Raw genomic sequence first — 14,764 nt, forward strand, 5'->3', positions numbered from 1 at the left:
AGGCGAGCAAGCCGGAAAGGCGTTCTTTGCCTTTTTGGCTTGCTTGACTTATGACCTCGAGCCTCTAGCCGCCGGAGCTGGACAGGTCTCACATTGGCCACTTCTCCCGCAGGAGTCTTCGTCTTACACTCCAATCACCAGCTGTAACCAATTAAAATCAAATAAGCTTTAACTGAACATAATAATGAAAAACCTATCTTCTTAAAAAAAGATAAGGTTTTTCATTATTGATTTCTCGACATTTTCCGGGAAATATTTGGTTGTTTTCGACAATGTTTTGATTGCTGGGTGATGGGTGTTATTTCATTTATTTAAAACAAGCCCTCTTTCACCTGTCACAATGCCTTTCACTTCTTCTACTGCTTCATCAATACTATTCACCCTCAAAATAATTTTCTGATCCTCTCCGTATTTTTCTGCTGTGTGAATGTATCTTGGATCATAATAGTATTCGAGAAGCAATTCCAATATCGTTTCATAATTCCTGCTTTTCAGTTCTTCTTCGATTTGATTGGCTACAGGGCTGTGGATGCGGCGTTTGATCTGACTGAATGCTTGGGTGAATTCTTCATGATGTTCATGAAGCTTGTACTCTTCCATGATATGAGCGACTCTTTCTTTGATTGGCAGCTCGATGAAGATATGGGTGGACTGTTCTTTTTTATTCAATAAGAATGGTGGCAGCTGGATTTTGCCGACTCGCTTACTTTCGGCTTCGAACATGACAAATGGTTGATGCTCAAGACGTTTCACTTCATTGACAAGGAGGGAATCAAAGGTCTTCTGATTGTGAGGTGTGAGACCCAGGGCGCCGAATACAGAACCACGGTGGTTTGCCAGCCCCTCGATATCAAGAATTGGAAAGCCTTCCTTATTCAATCGGTGAAGAATCTCGGTTTTGCCCGTACCAGTCCCACCGTTCAGGACATAAGCTTTCGACTTCATTTCTATAGACTCAAGCTGTTTCATCACCCAATGGCGATAGGTGCGAATACCTCCCTTTATCCGGTACGTTTCAACCCCCATCAAATCGAGGAATGTCGCGGCAGCTTTACTTCTCATGCCTCCCCGCCAGCAGTACACGACTTTTTTTCCGGGAAGCTCATTAAATTGTTTAATGAATACAGGAAGTTTTGCAGAAAAAAGTTCAAGGCCTCTATCGGTTGCCGCCTCTTTACTCACTTGCTTGTAAAGTGTTCCAACTTCTGCTCTTTCCTCATCATTAAAAACCGGGATATTGAAGCTGCCGGGTATCGTCATTTCTTTATATTCTGAAGGAGAACGGACATCCACATAGACAAAATCATCATTTTCACATTTTAATAATTCATCGATCGCGATATCTTTGAACAATGTGCCTCACCTCTTGATTTCAGTATGGTCAAATTAAAAGAAAGTTAATATGTATAAGCTTACTTTTATAGTAATCTATTCAATCGGTATTTTCTATCTTCCATGGAAATAAAAAACCTTCACGAGATGTGAAGGTTTCAGATCAATTCCAGTGCCTCCGAGTCGGCAATGATTGTCACGTTAGGATGATTTTTAAGAATGGAAGCCGGGAATTGTTCGCTCACTTCATTTTCCACCAGCTTCTTCATGGCTTCCTGCTTTGATTTTCCTGAAACAAGCAGGAGAATTTCCCTGCTTTTCATGATGGTTGATATGCCCATCGTGACTGCCTGCCTCGGGACTTCATCAAGAGAGGAAAAATAACGGGCATTGGCTTCTCTGGTTGAAGCCGTCAGTTCTACAGTATGCGTACCTGAGTGAAAAGAAGTTCCAGGTTCATTAAAACCAATATGCCCGTTTGCCCCGATCCCGAGGATTTGAAGGTCGATGCCTCCTGCTTCTTCTATCAGATTTTCATATCGATCGCATTCCTTCTGGATGTCGTCAGCCATTCCTGATGGGATATACGTGTGGTCGAGTGAAATATCGATATGGGAGAAAAGGTTTGAGCACATATATTGAAAATAACTATTCGTGTCTTCTTTTGAAAGTCCGATATATTCGTCGAGATTAAAGCTTTTTACACATCTATAGGATGTACCGTTCATTTGGTGATCCTCTATGAGTTCTTTATAAAGGCCTTCCGGTGTTCCTCCAGTCGCAAGCCCAATCGTGACACAATCAGAGCTTCTGACTTTCCCGATGACATGCTCCGCAGCTCTTTGACTCATTTGCTTGTAGTCAGATACTTTAATGATTCTCATTCACTACCATCTCCTCTTACATAAGCGATTTCCCCTTTACAGATGGTCATAACCACATTCATCTGTTCATCCATGATCACCAAATCGGCATCTTTTCCTGAATCTATACTACCTTTCCTGTCGAAGATGCCCAGCTGTCTTGCAGGGTTTTCGGAAGTGATTTTGATCGCTTCTTGAATGGAACAGCCGGTAAACTTCTGGATATTCTTAAAGGCGGAATTCATCTCAAGTACACTTCCAGCGAGTGTATCCTCATCCAGAAGTGCCATACCGTCTCTCACCGTTACCATCTGTCCGCCAAGATCATACTGACCGTTTTTCAGACACTTGGCACGCATGGAGTCAGTGATGAGAATCATACGTTCATCCGTTAGTTGATGAAACGCGACCTCCACTGCCTCCGGTCTGACATGAATGCCGTCCGCGATCAGCTCCACCATCAATTCCTTTCGGTTGAAAGCAGCCCCGACAATCCCCGGTTCACGGTGATGAAAGCCTGACATCTGATTGAATAAATGCGTCACATGCCTCACACCTTTGTCAATTGCTTCGCACATTTGATCATACGTTGCATTGGAATGGCCTGCAGAAGCGACAATGCCATTTTGCTTAAGATGCTGGATTAATTCATGTTCTTGATCCAGTTCAGGAGCGAGCGTAACGAGCTTGATGTGATTCCGTGAGGCTTTCTGCCACTTTTGATACGTCTCCACACATGGTTCCGCAATGTGATCCAGCGGCTGTGCACCTGCTTTCCCGCTGTTAATGAATGGACCTTCCAAATGGATCCCGAGAATTTCTGCTTTACCTGCTTCTTTCTGTGCATCGATATATTCGCCCGTATTGATTAACGCTTTTTCTATCTTTTCTTTTGATTCTGTCATCGTTGTCGCCAGGAAACTTGTCGTCCCTTCCTTTGGCAGCGTCATCGTCATTGTGTCAAGGGCGTCTGTCGTCGCATCCATTGTATCTGCACCGTTGACCCCGTGTATGTGGACATCGATCATACCCGGCATGACGGATGAACCTTTGGGCAGGGAAATATCAACGAACCCATCATCGCTTTGGAGATTTTCCATTTCGCCGATTGAAGAAATGATCCCGCCTTCTATCTTGATAAATCCATTTTCAATGATTTCATTTTGCGCATATATTTTTTGATTGCGAATGATATAGCTAACTGGGCTCCTCATATATATCTTCACCTTCCGCTTAAACTTTATCTAATGTGACTGTAACACCTAGCGTAATAGTTGTCTATACCAATTGATTTATAGACTGAAAATAGACATATATTTCAAGAAAATGTCGATAGCCCACTCTGTACTGGTATAGACATCAAATAGTTCTGAATGGTAAGATGTTTTTGATTAAGAACAACTATGCAGAACGAATTCGTGATTCAAATAAATAGCTAGGACGGTGACATGAAATTGGTAAATAAAAAGTCTCCATTACCACTGTATTACCAAATAGAAGAACATATAAAAGGGATGATCGAATCTGGTGAACTGAAACCAGGGGATGTACTCCCTTCTGAACGAGAGCTTGCCGAATCCTTTACCATTAGCCGGATGACCGTCCGTCAAGCCATCACCAATCTCGTGAACAAAAATCTTCTTTATCGTAAAAAAGGCAGCGGTACATATGTTTCCCAGCATAAATTCGAACAATCCCTTCATGGGCTGACCTCTTTCAGTGAGGACATGAGAAGGCGGGGACTCGAACCCGGCAACAAGCTCATTCACTTTGAGCTTTCAAGCCCGAACGAAGAATTGATCAATCATTTCAGCCTGCAGGAAGATGAACTTGTGTATAAGATTAAACGGATCCGCCTTGCAAGCGGTGAACCGATGGCCATCGAAACAACTTATATCCCCGTGAAACTGATTCCGGGTCTCAGCCAGGAAATATTATCCCACTCGCTTTATCAGTACGTGGAGGAAGAAATCGGATTAAATCTTGGCCATGCGTCTCAATCAATCGAGGCGGCGGCGGCAACAGAAGAAGATGCCAAACATTTACAGCTCGAAATCGACGAACCGGTATTATTCATCCAGCGGGAGACATTCCTCGACGACGGTGACCCATTTGAACTCGTAAAGTCAACATACCGGGGAGACAAATATAAGTACAAAATGAATATTGAACGGCTAAGATAATGGTCATTTTTATAAGCCCGTAATTAATACAATAATAATAAAAAACTCACCTATGGGACAAAAATCCCAGGGTGAGTTTTTTTATTCTCGCATTCTTAAATACTAGTTCTTTTCTTATCTAAAATGGTATAGACATCTATACTAATAGTTGGTATGATACTTTGTAAGCGAATTCATTTTATTACTACATTTTTATTAAAAAGGGGAGAATTTTATGCGGAAGGAAGAAAGATTGGCCAAAGAAATAACCGAGCTTCTTGGCGGTCCAAGCAATATCGGCGCGCTGGAATCGTGTATGACGCGTCTGCGTGTGAAACCGATCGATGAGAGCAAGGTTGATCTGGCGGGCATCAAAAAGATAGATGGGGTGCTTGGTGTCGTTGAGGCAGAAACACTGCAGATTATTCTGGGACCTGGCATTGTGACGAAAGTTGCTTCTGAAGTATCCGATTTAACCGGTAAGTCCGTTTCATCCGTGGACGAGGATGAAACCGAGGACTTTTCATTTGAAGGCCTTGCCGATCGGACAAAAGCAGACTTGAAGCAAAAGAACGCCACTCCATTCAAGTTATTTTTACGAAAAATCGCAAGTATCTTCATTCCATTAATTCCTGCAATCGTTGCTTCCGGATTGATTGCAGGGATCACAAACGTCATTGTCCGTTCAGGTGTAAACCCTGAATCAACTTTGATCGAAATTCTTAACTTGATCGGGTGGGGCCTATTCGGTTACTTAGGAGTATTCGTCGGTATTAATACAGCCAAGGAATTCGGCGGTTCTCCAGCGCTTGGTGGTGCGGCTGGTATCCTGATCATCAATCCTGGTCTTGCCAACATCACATTATTTGGTGAAGAGCTTGTCCCTGGACGCGGCGGTTTGATCGGGGTTATGCTTGCAGCCGTATTCATTGCATTCCTTGAGAAGAGAATCCGTAAAGTTGTCCCTTCTGCCTTGGATATCATCATTACCCCGACATTATCCTTGTTGATTACAGGGTTTGCGACGTTAGTCATACTGCAGCCTGTCGGAGGTTTCATTTCCGATCTAATCACAAAAGGATTACTTGGTCTGATCGAAATGGGCGGTTTCTTTGCAGGGCTTATCCTTGCAGGAACATTCCTTCCGCTTGTTGTGACAGGACTTCACCAGGGTCTCACACCGGTTCATATGGAACTGATTAATACAATCGGTAATGACCCGCTGCTCCCGATCCTTGCAATGGGTGGTGCAGGTCAAGTCGGTGCTGCATTTGCAATTTACTTTAAAACGAAGAATCAGAGATTAAGAAAAGTCATTAAAGGTGGACTTCCTGTTGGAATCCTGGGGATCGGCGAACCGTTGATTTTCGGTGTCACCCTCCCGCTTGGGCGCCCATTCCTTACAGCTTGCCTTGGTGCAGCCGTCGGCGGAGCATTCCAGGCAGTATTTAAAACGGCAACCATCGCCATCGGTGTATCGGGTATCCCGCTTGCCTTCCTTATGGATGACGGACAGATCCTTCTGTATCTGGCAGGTCTTTTGGTAGCCTACGTATTTGGCTTCATCTTTACATGGATGTTCGGCTTCAAAGAAGAAATGGCGAAGGATATTTAACTAGTTTCATATAATTGTAAAGAAGGAGGATCTTCCTCCTTCTTTACGTTTTTTAAAAGTGGGAGTGTGAATAATATGCTTGGAATTTCAGTTTATCTAAAAGAGGAAAACAGGGATAGAAACGCTGAGTGGATCAGGAAATCCTCGTCTTTCGGTTTTCAGTCCATCTTCACTTCTCTTCATATTCCTGAAGATAATCCGGATACCTATAAAGAATTGCTTCAGGAGCTGGGCGGCCAGGCCCGGACGTATAACATGGAGCTGCTGGCCGATGTATCACCAAGATCACTGGAACATTTGGGGCTTGATTGGGACTCGCTTCCCCAGTTATTGGACTGGGGACTGGCAGGGATCAGGGTGGACTACGGTTTTACCGAGGATGAAATCGTGAGCCTTTCGAAGCTTATGAAAACAGGGATCAATGCCAGCACCGTTTCCGGATCGGAGCTTGACAGCTGGATTGAAAAAGGATTAAATGTGGAAAACGTTGAAGCCTGGCATAACTTCTATCCCCGCCCTGAAACTGGGCTGGACCTTGATTTTTTAAACGAAAGAAATACAATGCTGAAATCAAAAGGGATCACAACGATGGCATTCATTCCCGGAAATGAAACGCTGCGCGGACCGGTCTTTGAAGGGCTGCCTACTCTTGAGCAGCATCGATACGTGTCCCCCGCGCTTGCAGCGGCACAATTAAAATTCTCGGGTAATACGGATAAAATTTTAATAGGTGACCCTTCTGCAACAGATGAAACGCTGTACGAACTAAGCAGTATCGACAAGGAAATCATTCCCTTAACAATTGATTTACTTGACGGTGCGGATCACTCTGCACTGCTTACCGGGGTACATACCAACCGGATGGATCCAGCACGAGACGTCATCCGGTCAGTAGAATCCCGTTCATATGCTGAATTCGGCAAGATCATCGAACCTTCCAACCAAGTTCAGCGCACAGTTGGAATGATTACGGTCGATAATGAGTTATACGGGAGATACTCGGGTGAGATGCAGATAGTCAAAAGAGAATTACCGAAAGATGAGAAAGTCAATGTCATTGCGAAAGTCGTAAACGAAGACCTCCCTCTCATCCATGAGATAAAAGCAGGAGGAAAATTTCAATTACTAGTGAGGGATACGATATGAATCTAACGAAATTGAACACAGAGCAGCAGAACCCGAAAACACTGAACATCGATCTGATGGAGACAGAGGAAATCATCTCGGTCATCAATCAGGAAGACCTCCTTGTACCAAATGCGATTGCAAAAGAAATCCCTGCGATCAGTACAGTGGTCGACCGGATTGTACAAGCCTTCAAAGAGGGCGGCAGATTGATCTATACCGGCGCAGGAACGTCTGGACGTTTAGGCATACTCGATGCTTCAGAATGCCCGCCTACATATGGGACGGACCCTGAAATGGTGATTGGAATCATAGCCGGCGGTAAAGAGGCGACCACGGAAGCAATTGAAGGCGCTGAAGATGACAATGAACAAGGTAAACAGGATCTAGTCGACATCGGACTGACTGAAAAGGATGTCGTGGTCGGGATTGCAGCAAGCGGCAGAACGCCTTATACCATCGGAGCCTTACAATATGCGAATGAATTGGGCGCAGCATCGGTATCCGTCGTCTGCAGCAAAGACTCCGAAATGGAGAAGATCTCAGCCTATACGATTGCACCGATCGTAGGGCCTGAAGTGGTGACCGGTTCCACACGCATGAAAGCAGGAACGGCACAGAAGCTCGTACTGAACATGCTGACCACCGCTTCCATGATCAAAATCGGAAAAGTCTACGGTAACCTCATGGTCGATGTACAAATGACGAACGAGAAGCTGCGCAAGCGGGCAGAAAACATCGTCAAGACAGCCACCGGAGCATCAGACGAAGAAGCAGGCACGGCCCTGGCAGAGCAACACAACAATACGAAAGCGGCCATCCTCCAAATCATGACTGGCCTGAAAGGCAATGAAGTGCTTCAGCTGCTAGAGAAGCATGCCGGACACTTACGGGATGCCGTTTCAGCTTTTCATTCTTCCAAATAATCAAAACCAATGGGACGGACCTCTTTTTATAAGGGTCGTCCTTTCTTTCATCATCAAAGAAATCATTCTTTTGTAAAGGCGGTAAACCCATGATCTCAACCTCATTAAAAAAACAATTCATTGAACTGGTCGGTGAAGAAAATTATCGGGACAGCTCTGCTGAGAGACTCGTCTATTCTTATGATGCAACGCCAAATTTTCAATCGATGCCGGATGGCGTCATTGTCCCCCGCTCGACCGGGGAAGTCTCTGAGATTGTGAAGTTATGCAATGAGCACCAAGTGCCCATCGTGCCAAGGGGATCCGGAACCAATTTATGCGCAGGCACCTGTCCGACAGAAGGCGGACTCGTCCTGCTTTTTACCCATATGAACCGCATCTTGGAGGTCGATGAAGAGAACTTGACGGTCACCGCCCAGCCCGGGGTCGTGACGCTCGACCTGATTCACGAGGTGGAATCGAGGGGGCTCTTTTACCCTCCTGATCCAAGTTCTATGAAAATATCAACGATCGGCGGCAACATCAATGAAAATTCCGGTGGTTTAAGAGGCCTCAAGTATGGAGTCACTCGCGATTATGTGCTTGCTTTGGTAGCTGTCCTGCCCAACGGAGATATCATACGGACAGGCGGAAAGCTCGCAAAAGACGTGGCTGGGTATGATTTGACCCGTCTTTTCGTCGGTTCGGAAGGAACGCTCTGTGTCATCACCGAAGCTACGCTGAAGCTAGTTCCCATGCCGGAAACGAAACAGACGATGCTCGCTCTTTATCAAGATATAGAAGCAGCTGCACAAAGCGTTTCAAGCATCATTTCGAACCGGATCATCCCTGCCACCCTCGAGTTCCTGGATCAGCCTACCTTGGAAGTCGTCGAGGATTTTGCAAAAATCGGACTGCCTACTGACGTGAAAGCAGTGCTCCTGATTGAGCAGGACGGTCCTCCTGAGGTGGTGGCCCGCGACATGAAACACATGGAAGAAATTTGTCTTAAGAACGAAGCCGTATCCGTCCAATTGGCAGCGACAGAAGTGGAAGCCGAAGCTCTCCGCACCGCCCGCCGTTCAGCTCTGTCAGCCCTTGCACGCCTGAAGCCGACAACTATTCTGGAGGACGCGACGGTCCCGCGCTCTGAAATCGCCAAAATGGTCAAAGCCATCAATGACATCGCAGAACGTCATGACTTGAAAATCTGCACATTCGGCCATGCGGGAGATGGCAACCTCCACCCTACCGTTGCAACGGATGCAAGGGACCTTGATGAAATGGAACGCGTCGAAGCCGCTTTTGAAGAAATTTTCGCCCATGCCATCGAACTCGGCGGCACGATAACAGGCGAACACGGAGTCGGGATGATGAAAGCACCTTATCTCGAGTGGAAATTGGGGCCTGAGGGAATCAATGCGATGAAAATGATCAAGCAGTCGTTCGACCCGAATAACATCATGAATCCGAATAAAGTGTTTGCGAAAGAATCCAGAAAACGGGTGGTGATTTCAAGATGACGACAACCAAGGAAAGACAACAGATACAGCAGGAATTCAAGGAGCGCATGGATCAGGACGAGCTCCTGAACTGTATGAGATGCGGCTTCTGCCTTCCCTCCTGCCCCACCTATATCGAGTCAGGATTGAAGGAATCCCACTCCCCGCGCGGCCGGATCGCTCTGATGAAGGCCGTTGTCGACGGCGTAATCGAACCGGATGAAGAAGTCGAGCGAACGCTGGATTTATGTCTGGGATGCAGGGCATGTGAACCGGTCTGCCCTTCAGGCGTGAACTATGGCCATCTCTTAGAAGAAGCCCGGGACATCATCAATCAGAACAAAAAGCATTCCCTTCCAATACGGGTACTGAGAAAGACGGTCTTTGAGGGATTATTCCCTCACCCCGGGAGAATGAAAATGGTCACTCATCTTCTCGGAATCTATCAGCGTTCAGGGATGCAGAAAGCTGCCCATGCCACCGGTGTGATGAAACTATTCCCTGAGAGCATGACGACAATGGAAAAGGTGCTGCCAAAGGTTCCGAGATTGAAAGACATGAAGAATCGCCCTTCTTACCTATCCTCCATCGGTGATAGAAAGAAAAAAGTTGCTTTCTTCTCCGGGTGCCTGATGGATACGATGTTCCTCGAAACCAATAATGCCACCACGAAACTCCTGCAGCTGGCCGGCTGCGACATCGTGATCCCTGATCAGCAGACATGCTGCGGCGCCCTGCACGGCCACAGCGGGGAGAAAGATGCAGCCAAACAATTAGCGAAAAGGAATATCGAGGCATTTGAAAAGGCAGATGTCGACTATATCATTACCAATGCCGGCGGGTGCGGGGCCTTCCTTGTCGATTATGATCATCTGCTGAAGGACGATGCGGAGTGGAAAAAACGTGCCGTTCGGTTTAAAAATAGAATCAAAGACATCTCCTCTATTTTAGTAGAGCTGGAGTTTCATAAAAAAGTGAAGCTGCGTGCGGAAAATCAGCGGATCACCTACCAGGATTCATGTCACCTCCGCAATGTGCAGAGGACATTCTTGGAGCCCCGGCTTCTCCTTCAATCAGTCGAGGGTGCAGAATACAAGGAAATGAAACAAGCCGACCACTGCTGCGGTTCTGCAGGCATCTACAATATCGTGGAATCGGAAATGTCCATGAAAATACTCGATCACAAGATGGAGAACGCATCAGCCACAGGGGCGGTAACGATTGTCACAGCGAATCCCGGCTGCCTGCTGCAAATGAAGCTTGGGATTGAAAGAGAAGGACTGTCCCATAAAATACGGGCTGTTCATATTGTGGACTTTTTGCTGGAAGCTGTGGAGGAATGAGGAGGACTGCCCTTTGGGGTGGTCCTTTTTTTGTGGATTGTATTCAGGTGGTCCCAGGCACAAATGTGCGTTTTTGTGCCTGGCACCAGGAAAGCTGTACCTGATACATTAAGCGGATTTTGTACCTGGTACACCTCAAAAACCATCAAAATCCAAAGGCCCGTCCCTCACTGCACTAAATAATCAAAGTACTGTTTTCTCTGCATATTCCCTTGTGGTGATTTCAATTGCTTCACTCATAATCTCGACCATTTTTTCAAGTTCCTTTCCACTTGCTGCAAGCGGCGGCATGAAGACGATTGTATCTCCGATCGGACGAGTAAGCATGCCTAGCTCCCTCATTTTGAGCGTGGTCCGGTAGCCGACTCTGTCTTCCCATAGGAACGGTTTTTTCGACTCTTTGTATGCAACCAATTCGATGCCGCATATCATTCCAAGCTGACGTATATCTCCTATATGTGGATGACTCTTTAACGGTTCAAGCAGATTTTGTATGATGGCCTTTTTTACTTGAGTCTGCTCAATCAAATTTTCTCTTTCATAAATTTCAAGGTTGGCAAGAGCTGCTGCACAGCCAAGCTGATTTCCTGTGTAGGAGTGGCCGTGGAAGAATGTTTTCAATGAAGTATAGTCGTCGTAAAAGGCTTCATAGATTTCCTCCGTTGTCAGCGTTGCCGCTATCGGCAGGTATCCGCCTGTAATCCCTTTTGCAACCGTCATGATATCCGGCTGAACGTCTTCGTGCTCGACCGCGAACATTTTTCCTGTCCGTCCAAACCCTGTCGCTACTTCATCGACGATCAGTAGGACATTGTATTTTTTGCACAGCTGCTCTACTCCTTTGAAATAGCCCTTTGGCATAATATTCATTCCGCCTGCACCCTGAATGAGCGATTCAACGGTCATACCGGCAATTTCATGGTGATGTTCTTCTAAGATTGCCTCCAATTCTAGAAGAGCTGTATCCCGGATTTCATCTTCATCATCCAATTCGGCGTGATGATAGACATCAGGAAACGGGGCAACCAATGAATGGAACATAAGAGATTTATAGACGCGGTGGAATATATCCACCTGCCCAACACTGATCGCTCCGACAGTATCCCCATGGTAAGCATTTTTGAGAGTGATGAATTTCTGCTTTTCGGGTTTCCCGATGTTCTGCCAATATTGATAAGCCATTTTAATCGCAATTTCAACAGAAGTTGCGCCGCTGTCTGAATAGAATACCCTCTTCAGTTTTTCAGGGGAAAGTTCAATCAGCTTTTCCGCCAAAAGGATCGAGGGAATGTTGGACGCACCCAGCAACGTGGAATGGGCGATTTTATCCAGCTGTTCTTTAATGGCAGAATTGATTTCTTCATTTCGATGACCATGAACATTTAGCCAAAGAGATGAATACCCATCGAGATACTCGTTTCCATAAATATCACGGAGGTAGACCCCCTCTCCACTTTCAATCACCAATGGATCTGCATCATAGTCTTTCATTTGTGTGAATGGCAGCCATAGATATTGACTGCTTTTTTCAATAAGCTTTTCTTGATTCATCCTCCATTGCCTCCTCTAAAACATGGATGTTCCATTTTTCTAGAATATGTCCCACATCAAGTTCTTCCATTTCATCTTCGTTTATGTAAGGAAAGGTGCCCACAATAGGAACGCCCGATAATTTCTCCAGCATCCTTCTATTGTCTTCTTCGATTTCAGGCAGTTCATGGGGTGTTACGCGATTAAGGATGATCCCTGCAATTTGAATATTTCTCTGTTTCAGCGCCATCACCGATAGAACCGTGTGATTGATTGTTCCAAGCCCCGCTCTTGCTACTAGAATGACTGGCAGGGACAGTCGGCCAATCAGATCGATCATCGTTTCTTCCTCATTTAGCGGCACAATCAACCCACCTGCTCCTTCTACGAAAACAAGCTCATGTGAGTTTAATAGTTTCTGAGTTTGATTGATGATCGGCTTGGCCTCGATCTTTTTTCCTTCCATCGCGGCTGCCAAATGAGGAGAGCTTGGTGTTTTTAGCAGATATGTATTTGTTTCCTCTCCAAATTGCCGTTTCGCGAACCTTTCATAAAACACGGTATCGGGTGCAACCAGCCTGTCCCCTTTCCACTCTGCCCCGCTTTGTACAGGTTTGTAAGGGAAAACTTCAACTCCCTTGTCCAGAAAATAACGGGTCAACACTGCAGTGATCATTGTCTTGCCGATCTCAGTGTCAGTTCCTGTTATAAAAAAACCACTCAAAACGTTTCCCCCTTTTTTATTTATGTTAACTATATTTACTTTTAGGTTAACATATTTAATAATAGGTATCATACCACATTTTTTGAAAGGGTGAAATGGAGATGAGTAAAACGAAAGAAATTGTCTTATGCGGTCTTTTTGCCGCACTGATGGCGGTCGGGGCGAATGTTTCGCCGTTTCTGATGATTGGAGGGGTTCCCGTCACTCTGCAATTGATGTTTGCCATTCTGGCCGGAGGCATGCTAGGCAGAAGGACTGGTGCTAAGGCGATGACGGTCTATTTGGCTCTTGGACTGGTCGGAGCTCCGGTCTTTGCGCAGTTCAAAGGCGGCCCTTCAAGCTTATTGAGTCCAACATTCGGATTTGTGATTTCTTTCATCGCTGTAGCTTTTGCAGTGGGAATGGTGCTGGAAAGAAAGCGTAGCTTTGCAGGTTATGCTGCAGCGGGAATCCTTGCATTGTTGTTAAATTACATAATCGGTACAAACTTCATGTATGCCGCACTGTCATTTTGGGCGGAGGCACCGAGTGGGTTCAGCTACACAGTCGCCTGGGGCTGGATGGCGGCCTACCTTCCCTTAGATCTTGGGGTCACAGCTGTATCGATGGTGATCTTACAGAGGTTATATAAGGTCGTTCCTTCAGTTCAGCCTCAGTATGTATCTAAGTAGACGATTGAGGGTGACTATTATTAATGAGCTGGCTTAAACTTATTTTTGATTCCAGCCCCATTCTAGCTGTTGATTGGAGTGCAAGACGAAGACTCCTGCGGGAGAAGTGGCCAATGAGAAAAGCGGAAGGGCTTTGCTCAGAGGCGGTTTGGCTTATGACATGTGCCTCTAAGCCCTGTAGCTAGACAAGTGAGACCCCACAGGAGCGCAGCGACGAGGAGGCTCACGGGTCACCCGCGGAAAGCGAAGTCTTGCACGGAAATCAACAGCGGTGTTTAACAGCGGTTTCAGACACAAAAAAACTCAGCAGCCGATTCCTCTAAAATCAGCTGCTGAGTTAATAAACCAGCCCATAAACCAAAAACCGCTCATACACATTATGCTCGTATTCCCCCGAAAGATTGATCTCCTTCTTCAATTCGAACAAAGGATGATTTTCAAGATAATGAACATATTCATCCGAGCTGTAGTACAAGACAATTTCAATGTCACGGGGGGAAAATTCTAAAGAGAACAGGATATTATTGATGATTTTCATAAAGATTTCAACAGAAAATGGATTAAAGAAATAGAAGACATTATCGCCGGGATGGATTTCATACTTTTCGGCCAAACAGCAATGAAATTCGATCGCGCTCCTTCTGCCCTTCTTCTTGTTCAAATAGTTGTCCCGGTTCTCTAAGGCTTCCCGATAAAATTGTTCATTCATCTCGATTCCGATGACGGTGGATTGAAAGAGATAATGGATAAAGAAATTAAGCCTTCCCTTCCCGCAGCCAAAATCCACGACGCGGTCGCTGCTCTTCAGCTCGTACTCCTGAAACAATTCCTGAAGGGCACCGTATGGGGTAGGCTCATAGCGGTGATAATGGATTGACCTCGGCATCCCCATCTGATCCTTCCCGGTCTTTATATTCAGCAACTCATCAAAATAGTGTTCTTTCATATAAATCTCCCTGTCGAGGCCCGCCTTCATTGCTTTAACGCAGCGA

General features: G+C 45.7%; 13 protein-coding genes. 7 read left to right on the top strand and 6 right to left on the bottom strand.

Going from position 1 to position 14,764, the window contains the following annotated elements; all coding sequences use genetic code 11:
* Positions 1–303 precede the first annotated feature (303 nt).
* The 3 genes from mnmH to nagA all read right to left on the bottom strand — a co-directional run bounded on the left by mnmH (position 304) and on the right by nagA (position 3,409).
* The gene (mnmH, locus tag AAEO50_RS10520) at positions 304–1,353 is read right to left on the bottom strand and encodes a tRNA 2-selenouridine(34) synthase MnmH (protein WP_341983294.1); all 1,050 of its coding nucleotides are present in this window, start codon (positions 1,351–1,353) and stop codon (positions 304–306) included.
* A 137-nt stretch (positions 1,354–1,490) separates the two neighbouring features.
* Complete coding sequence (gene nagB, locus AAEO50_RS10525; protein WP_341983296.1) at positions 1,491–2,216, bottom strand: glucosamine-6-phosphate deaminase; 726 nt, start codon at positions 2,214–2,216, stop codon at positions 1,491–1,493.
* Positions 2,213–3,409: an N-acetylglucosamine-6-phosphate deacetylase gene (gene nagA / locus AAEO50_RS10530; protein WP_341983298.1), complete on the bottom strand. Its 1,197-nt coding sequence runs from the start codon at positions 3,407–3,409 to the stop codon at positions 2,213–2,215. Before nagA ends, nagB begins: the two co-directional genes overlap by 4 nt.
* Before the next feature lie 240 nt (positions 3,410–3,649).
* Between nagA and AAEO50_RS10535 the strand changes: the two genes are divergently transcribed.
* From AAEO50_RS10535 to AAEO50_RS10560, 6 genes are all read left to right on the top strand, one after another.
* The gene (locus tag AAEO50_RS10535) at positions 3,650–4,378 is read left to right on the top strand and encodes a GntR family transcriptional regulator (RefSeq protein WP_341983439.1); all 729 of its coding nucleotides are present in this window, start codon (positions 3,650–3,652) and stop codon (positions 4,376–4,378) included.
* Between the two features lie 214 nt (positions 4,379–4,592).
* A complete protein-coding gene (locus AAEO50_RS10540) occupies positions 4,593–5,972 on the top strand; it encodes a PTS transporter subunit EIIC (RefSeq protein ID WP_341983300.1) in 1,380 nt (459 codons plus the stop codon).
* Positions 5,973–6,047: 75 nt separating this feature from the next.
* Positions 6,048–7,118 (top strand): DUF871 domain-containing protein, encoded by a 1,071-nt coding sequence (locus tag AAEO50_RS10545; RefSeq protein WP_341983302.1) that lies wholly within the window; start codon positions 6,048–6,050, stop codon positions 7,116–7,118.
* The gene (murQ, locus tag AAEO50_RS10550) at positions 7,115–8,023 is read left to right on the top strand and encodes an N-acetylmuramic acid 6-phosphate etherase (RefSeq protein WP_341983304.1); all 909 of its coding nucleotides are present in this window, start codon (positions 7,115–7,117) and stop codon (positions 8,021–8,023) included. Before AAEO50_RS10545 ends, murQ begins: the two co-directional genes overlap by 4 nt.
* Before the next feature lie 89 nt (positions 8,024–8,112).
* Positions 8,113–9,525 carry a glycolate oxidase subunit GlcD gene (glcD, locus tag AAEO50_RS10555; RefSeq protein WP_341983306.1) on the top strand — a complete coding sequence of 471 codons (1,413 nt, stop codon included), beginning with the start codon at positions 8,113–8,115 and terminating at the stop codon, positions 9,523–9,525.
* Complete coding sequence (locus AAEO50_RS10560) at positions 9,522–10,847, top strand: (Fe-S)-binding protein (protein ID WP_341983309.1); 1,326 nt, start codon at positions 9,522–9,524, stop codon at positions 10,845–10,847. The genes glcD and AAEO50_RS10560 overlap by 4 nt, the downstream gene beginning before the upstream one ends.
* A gap of 183 nt (positions 10,848–11,030) precedes the next feature.
* On the opposite strand, the gene bioA is transcribed toward AAEO50_RS10560, so the two are convergent.
* Both bioA and bioD read right to left on the bottom strand, forming a co-directional pair.
* A complete protein-coding gene (bioA, locus tag AAEO50_RS10565) occupies positions 11,031–12,398 on the bottom strand; it encodes an adenosylmethionine--8-amino-7-oxononanoate transaminase (RefSeq protein ID WP_341983311.1) in 1,368 nt (455 codons plus the stop codon).
* Positions 12,376–13,101, bottom strand: coding sequence for a dethiobiotin synthase (gene bioD, locus AAEO50_RS10570; RefSeq protein ID WP_341983313.1), 726 nt, complete (start codon positions 13,099–13,101; stop codon positions 12,376–12,378). Before bioD ends, bioA begins: the two co-directional genes overlap by 23 nt.
* A gap of 95 nt (positions 13,102–13,196) precedes the next feature.
* On the opposite strand from bioD, the gene AAEO50_RS10575 reads away from it, so the two are divergent.
* Positions 13,197–13,772 (top strand): biotin transporter BioY, encoded by a 576-nt coding sequence (locus AAEO50_RS10575; RefSeq protein WP_341983314.1) that lies wholly within the window; start codon positions 13,197–13,199, stop codon positions 13,770–13,772.
* Between the two features lie 337 nt (positions 13,773–14,109).
* Here AAEO50_RS10575 and AAEO50_RS10580 read toward each other — a convergent pair whose 3' ends face one another.
* Positions 14,110–14,718 (bottom strand): methyltransferase, encoded by a 609-nt coding sequence (locus AAEO50_RS10580; protein WP_341983316.1) that lies wholly within the window; start codon positions 14,716–14,718, stop codon positions 14,110–14,112.
* Between the last annotated feature and the right edge of the window lie 46 nt (positions 14,719–14,764).

It is taken from the genome of Rossellomorea oryzaecorticis, assembly GCF_038405515.1.
GTDB lineage: Bacteria > Bacillota > Bacilli > Bacillales > Bacillaceae_B > Rossellomorea > Rossellomorea oryzaecorticis_A.

Bases quoted from the DNA above. Each gene is read 5' to 3' on its own strand.
- nagB (WP_341983296.1), bottom strand. From the start codon at position 2,216: ATGAGAATCATTAAAGTATCTGACTACAAGCAAATGAGTCAAAGAGCT.
- nagA (WP_341983298.1), bottom strand. From the start codon at position 3,409: ATGAGGAGCCCAGTTAGCTATATCATTCGCAATCAAAAAATATATGCG.
- AAEO50_RS10540 (WP_341983300.1), top strand. From the start codon at position 4,593: ATGCGGAAGGAAGAAAGATTGGCCAAAGAAATAACCGAGCTTCTTGGC.
- AAEO50_RS10545 (WP_341983302.1), top strand. From the start codon at position 6,048: ATGCTTGGAATTTCAGTTTATCTAAAAGAGGAAAACAGGGATAGAAAC.
- murQ (WP_341983304.1), top strand. From the start codon at position 7,115: ATGAATCTAACGAAATTGAACACAGAGCAGCAGAACCCGAAAACACTG.
- glcD (WP_341983306.1), top strand. From the start codon at position 8,113: ATGATCTCAACCTCATTAAAAAAACAATTCATTGAACTGGTCGGTGAA.
- AAEO50_RS10560 (WP_341983309.1), top strand. From the start codon at position 9,522: ATGACGACAACCAAGGAAAGACAACAGATACAGCAGGAATTCAAGGAG.
- bioA (WP_341983311.1), bottom strand. From the start codon at position 12,398: ATGAATCAAGAAAAGCTTATTGAAAAAAGCAGTCAATATCTATGGCTG.
- AAEO50_RS10575 (WP_341983314.1), top strand. From the start codon at position 13,197: ATGGAGATGAGTAAAACGAAAGAAATTGTCTTATGCGGTCTTTTTGCC.
- AAEO50_RS10580 (WP_341983316.1), bottom strand. From the start codon at position 14,718: ATGAAAGAACACTATTTTGATGAGTTGCTGAATATAAAGACCGGGAAG.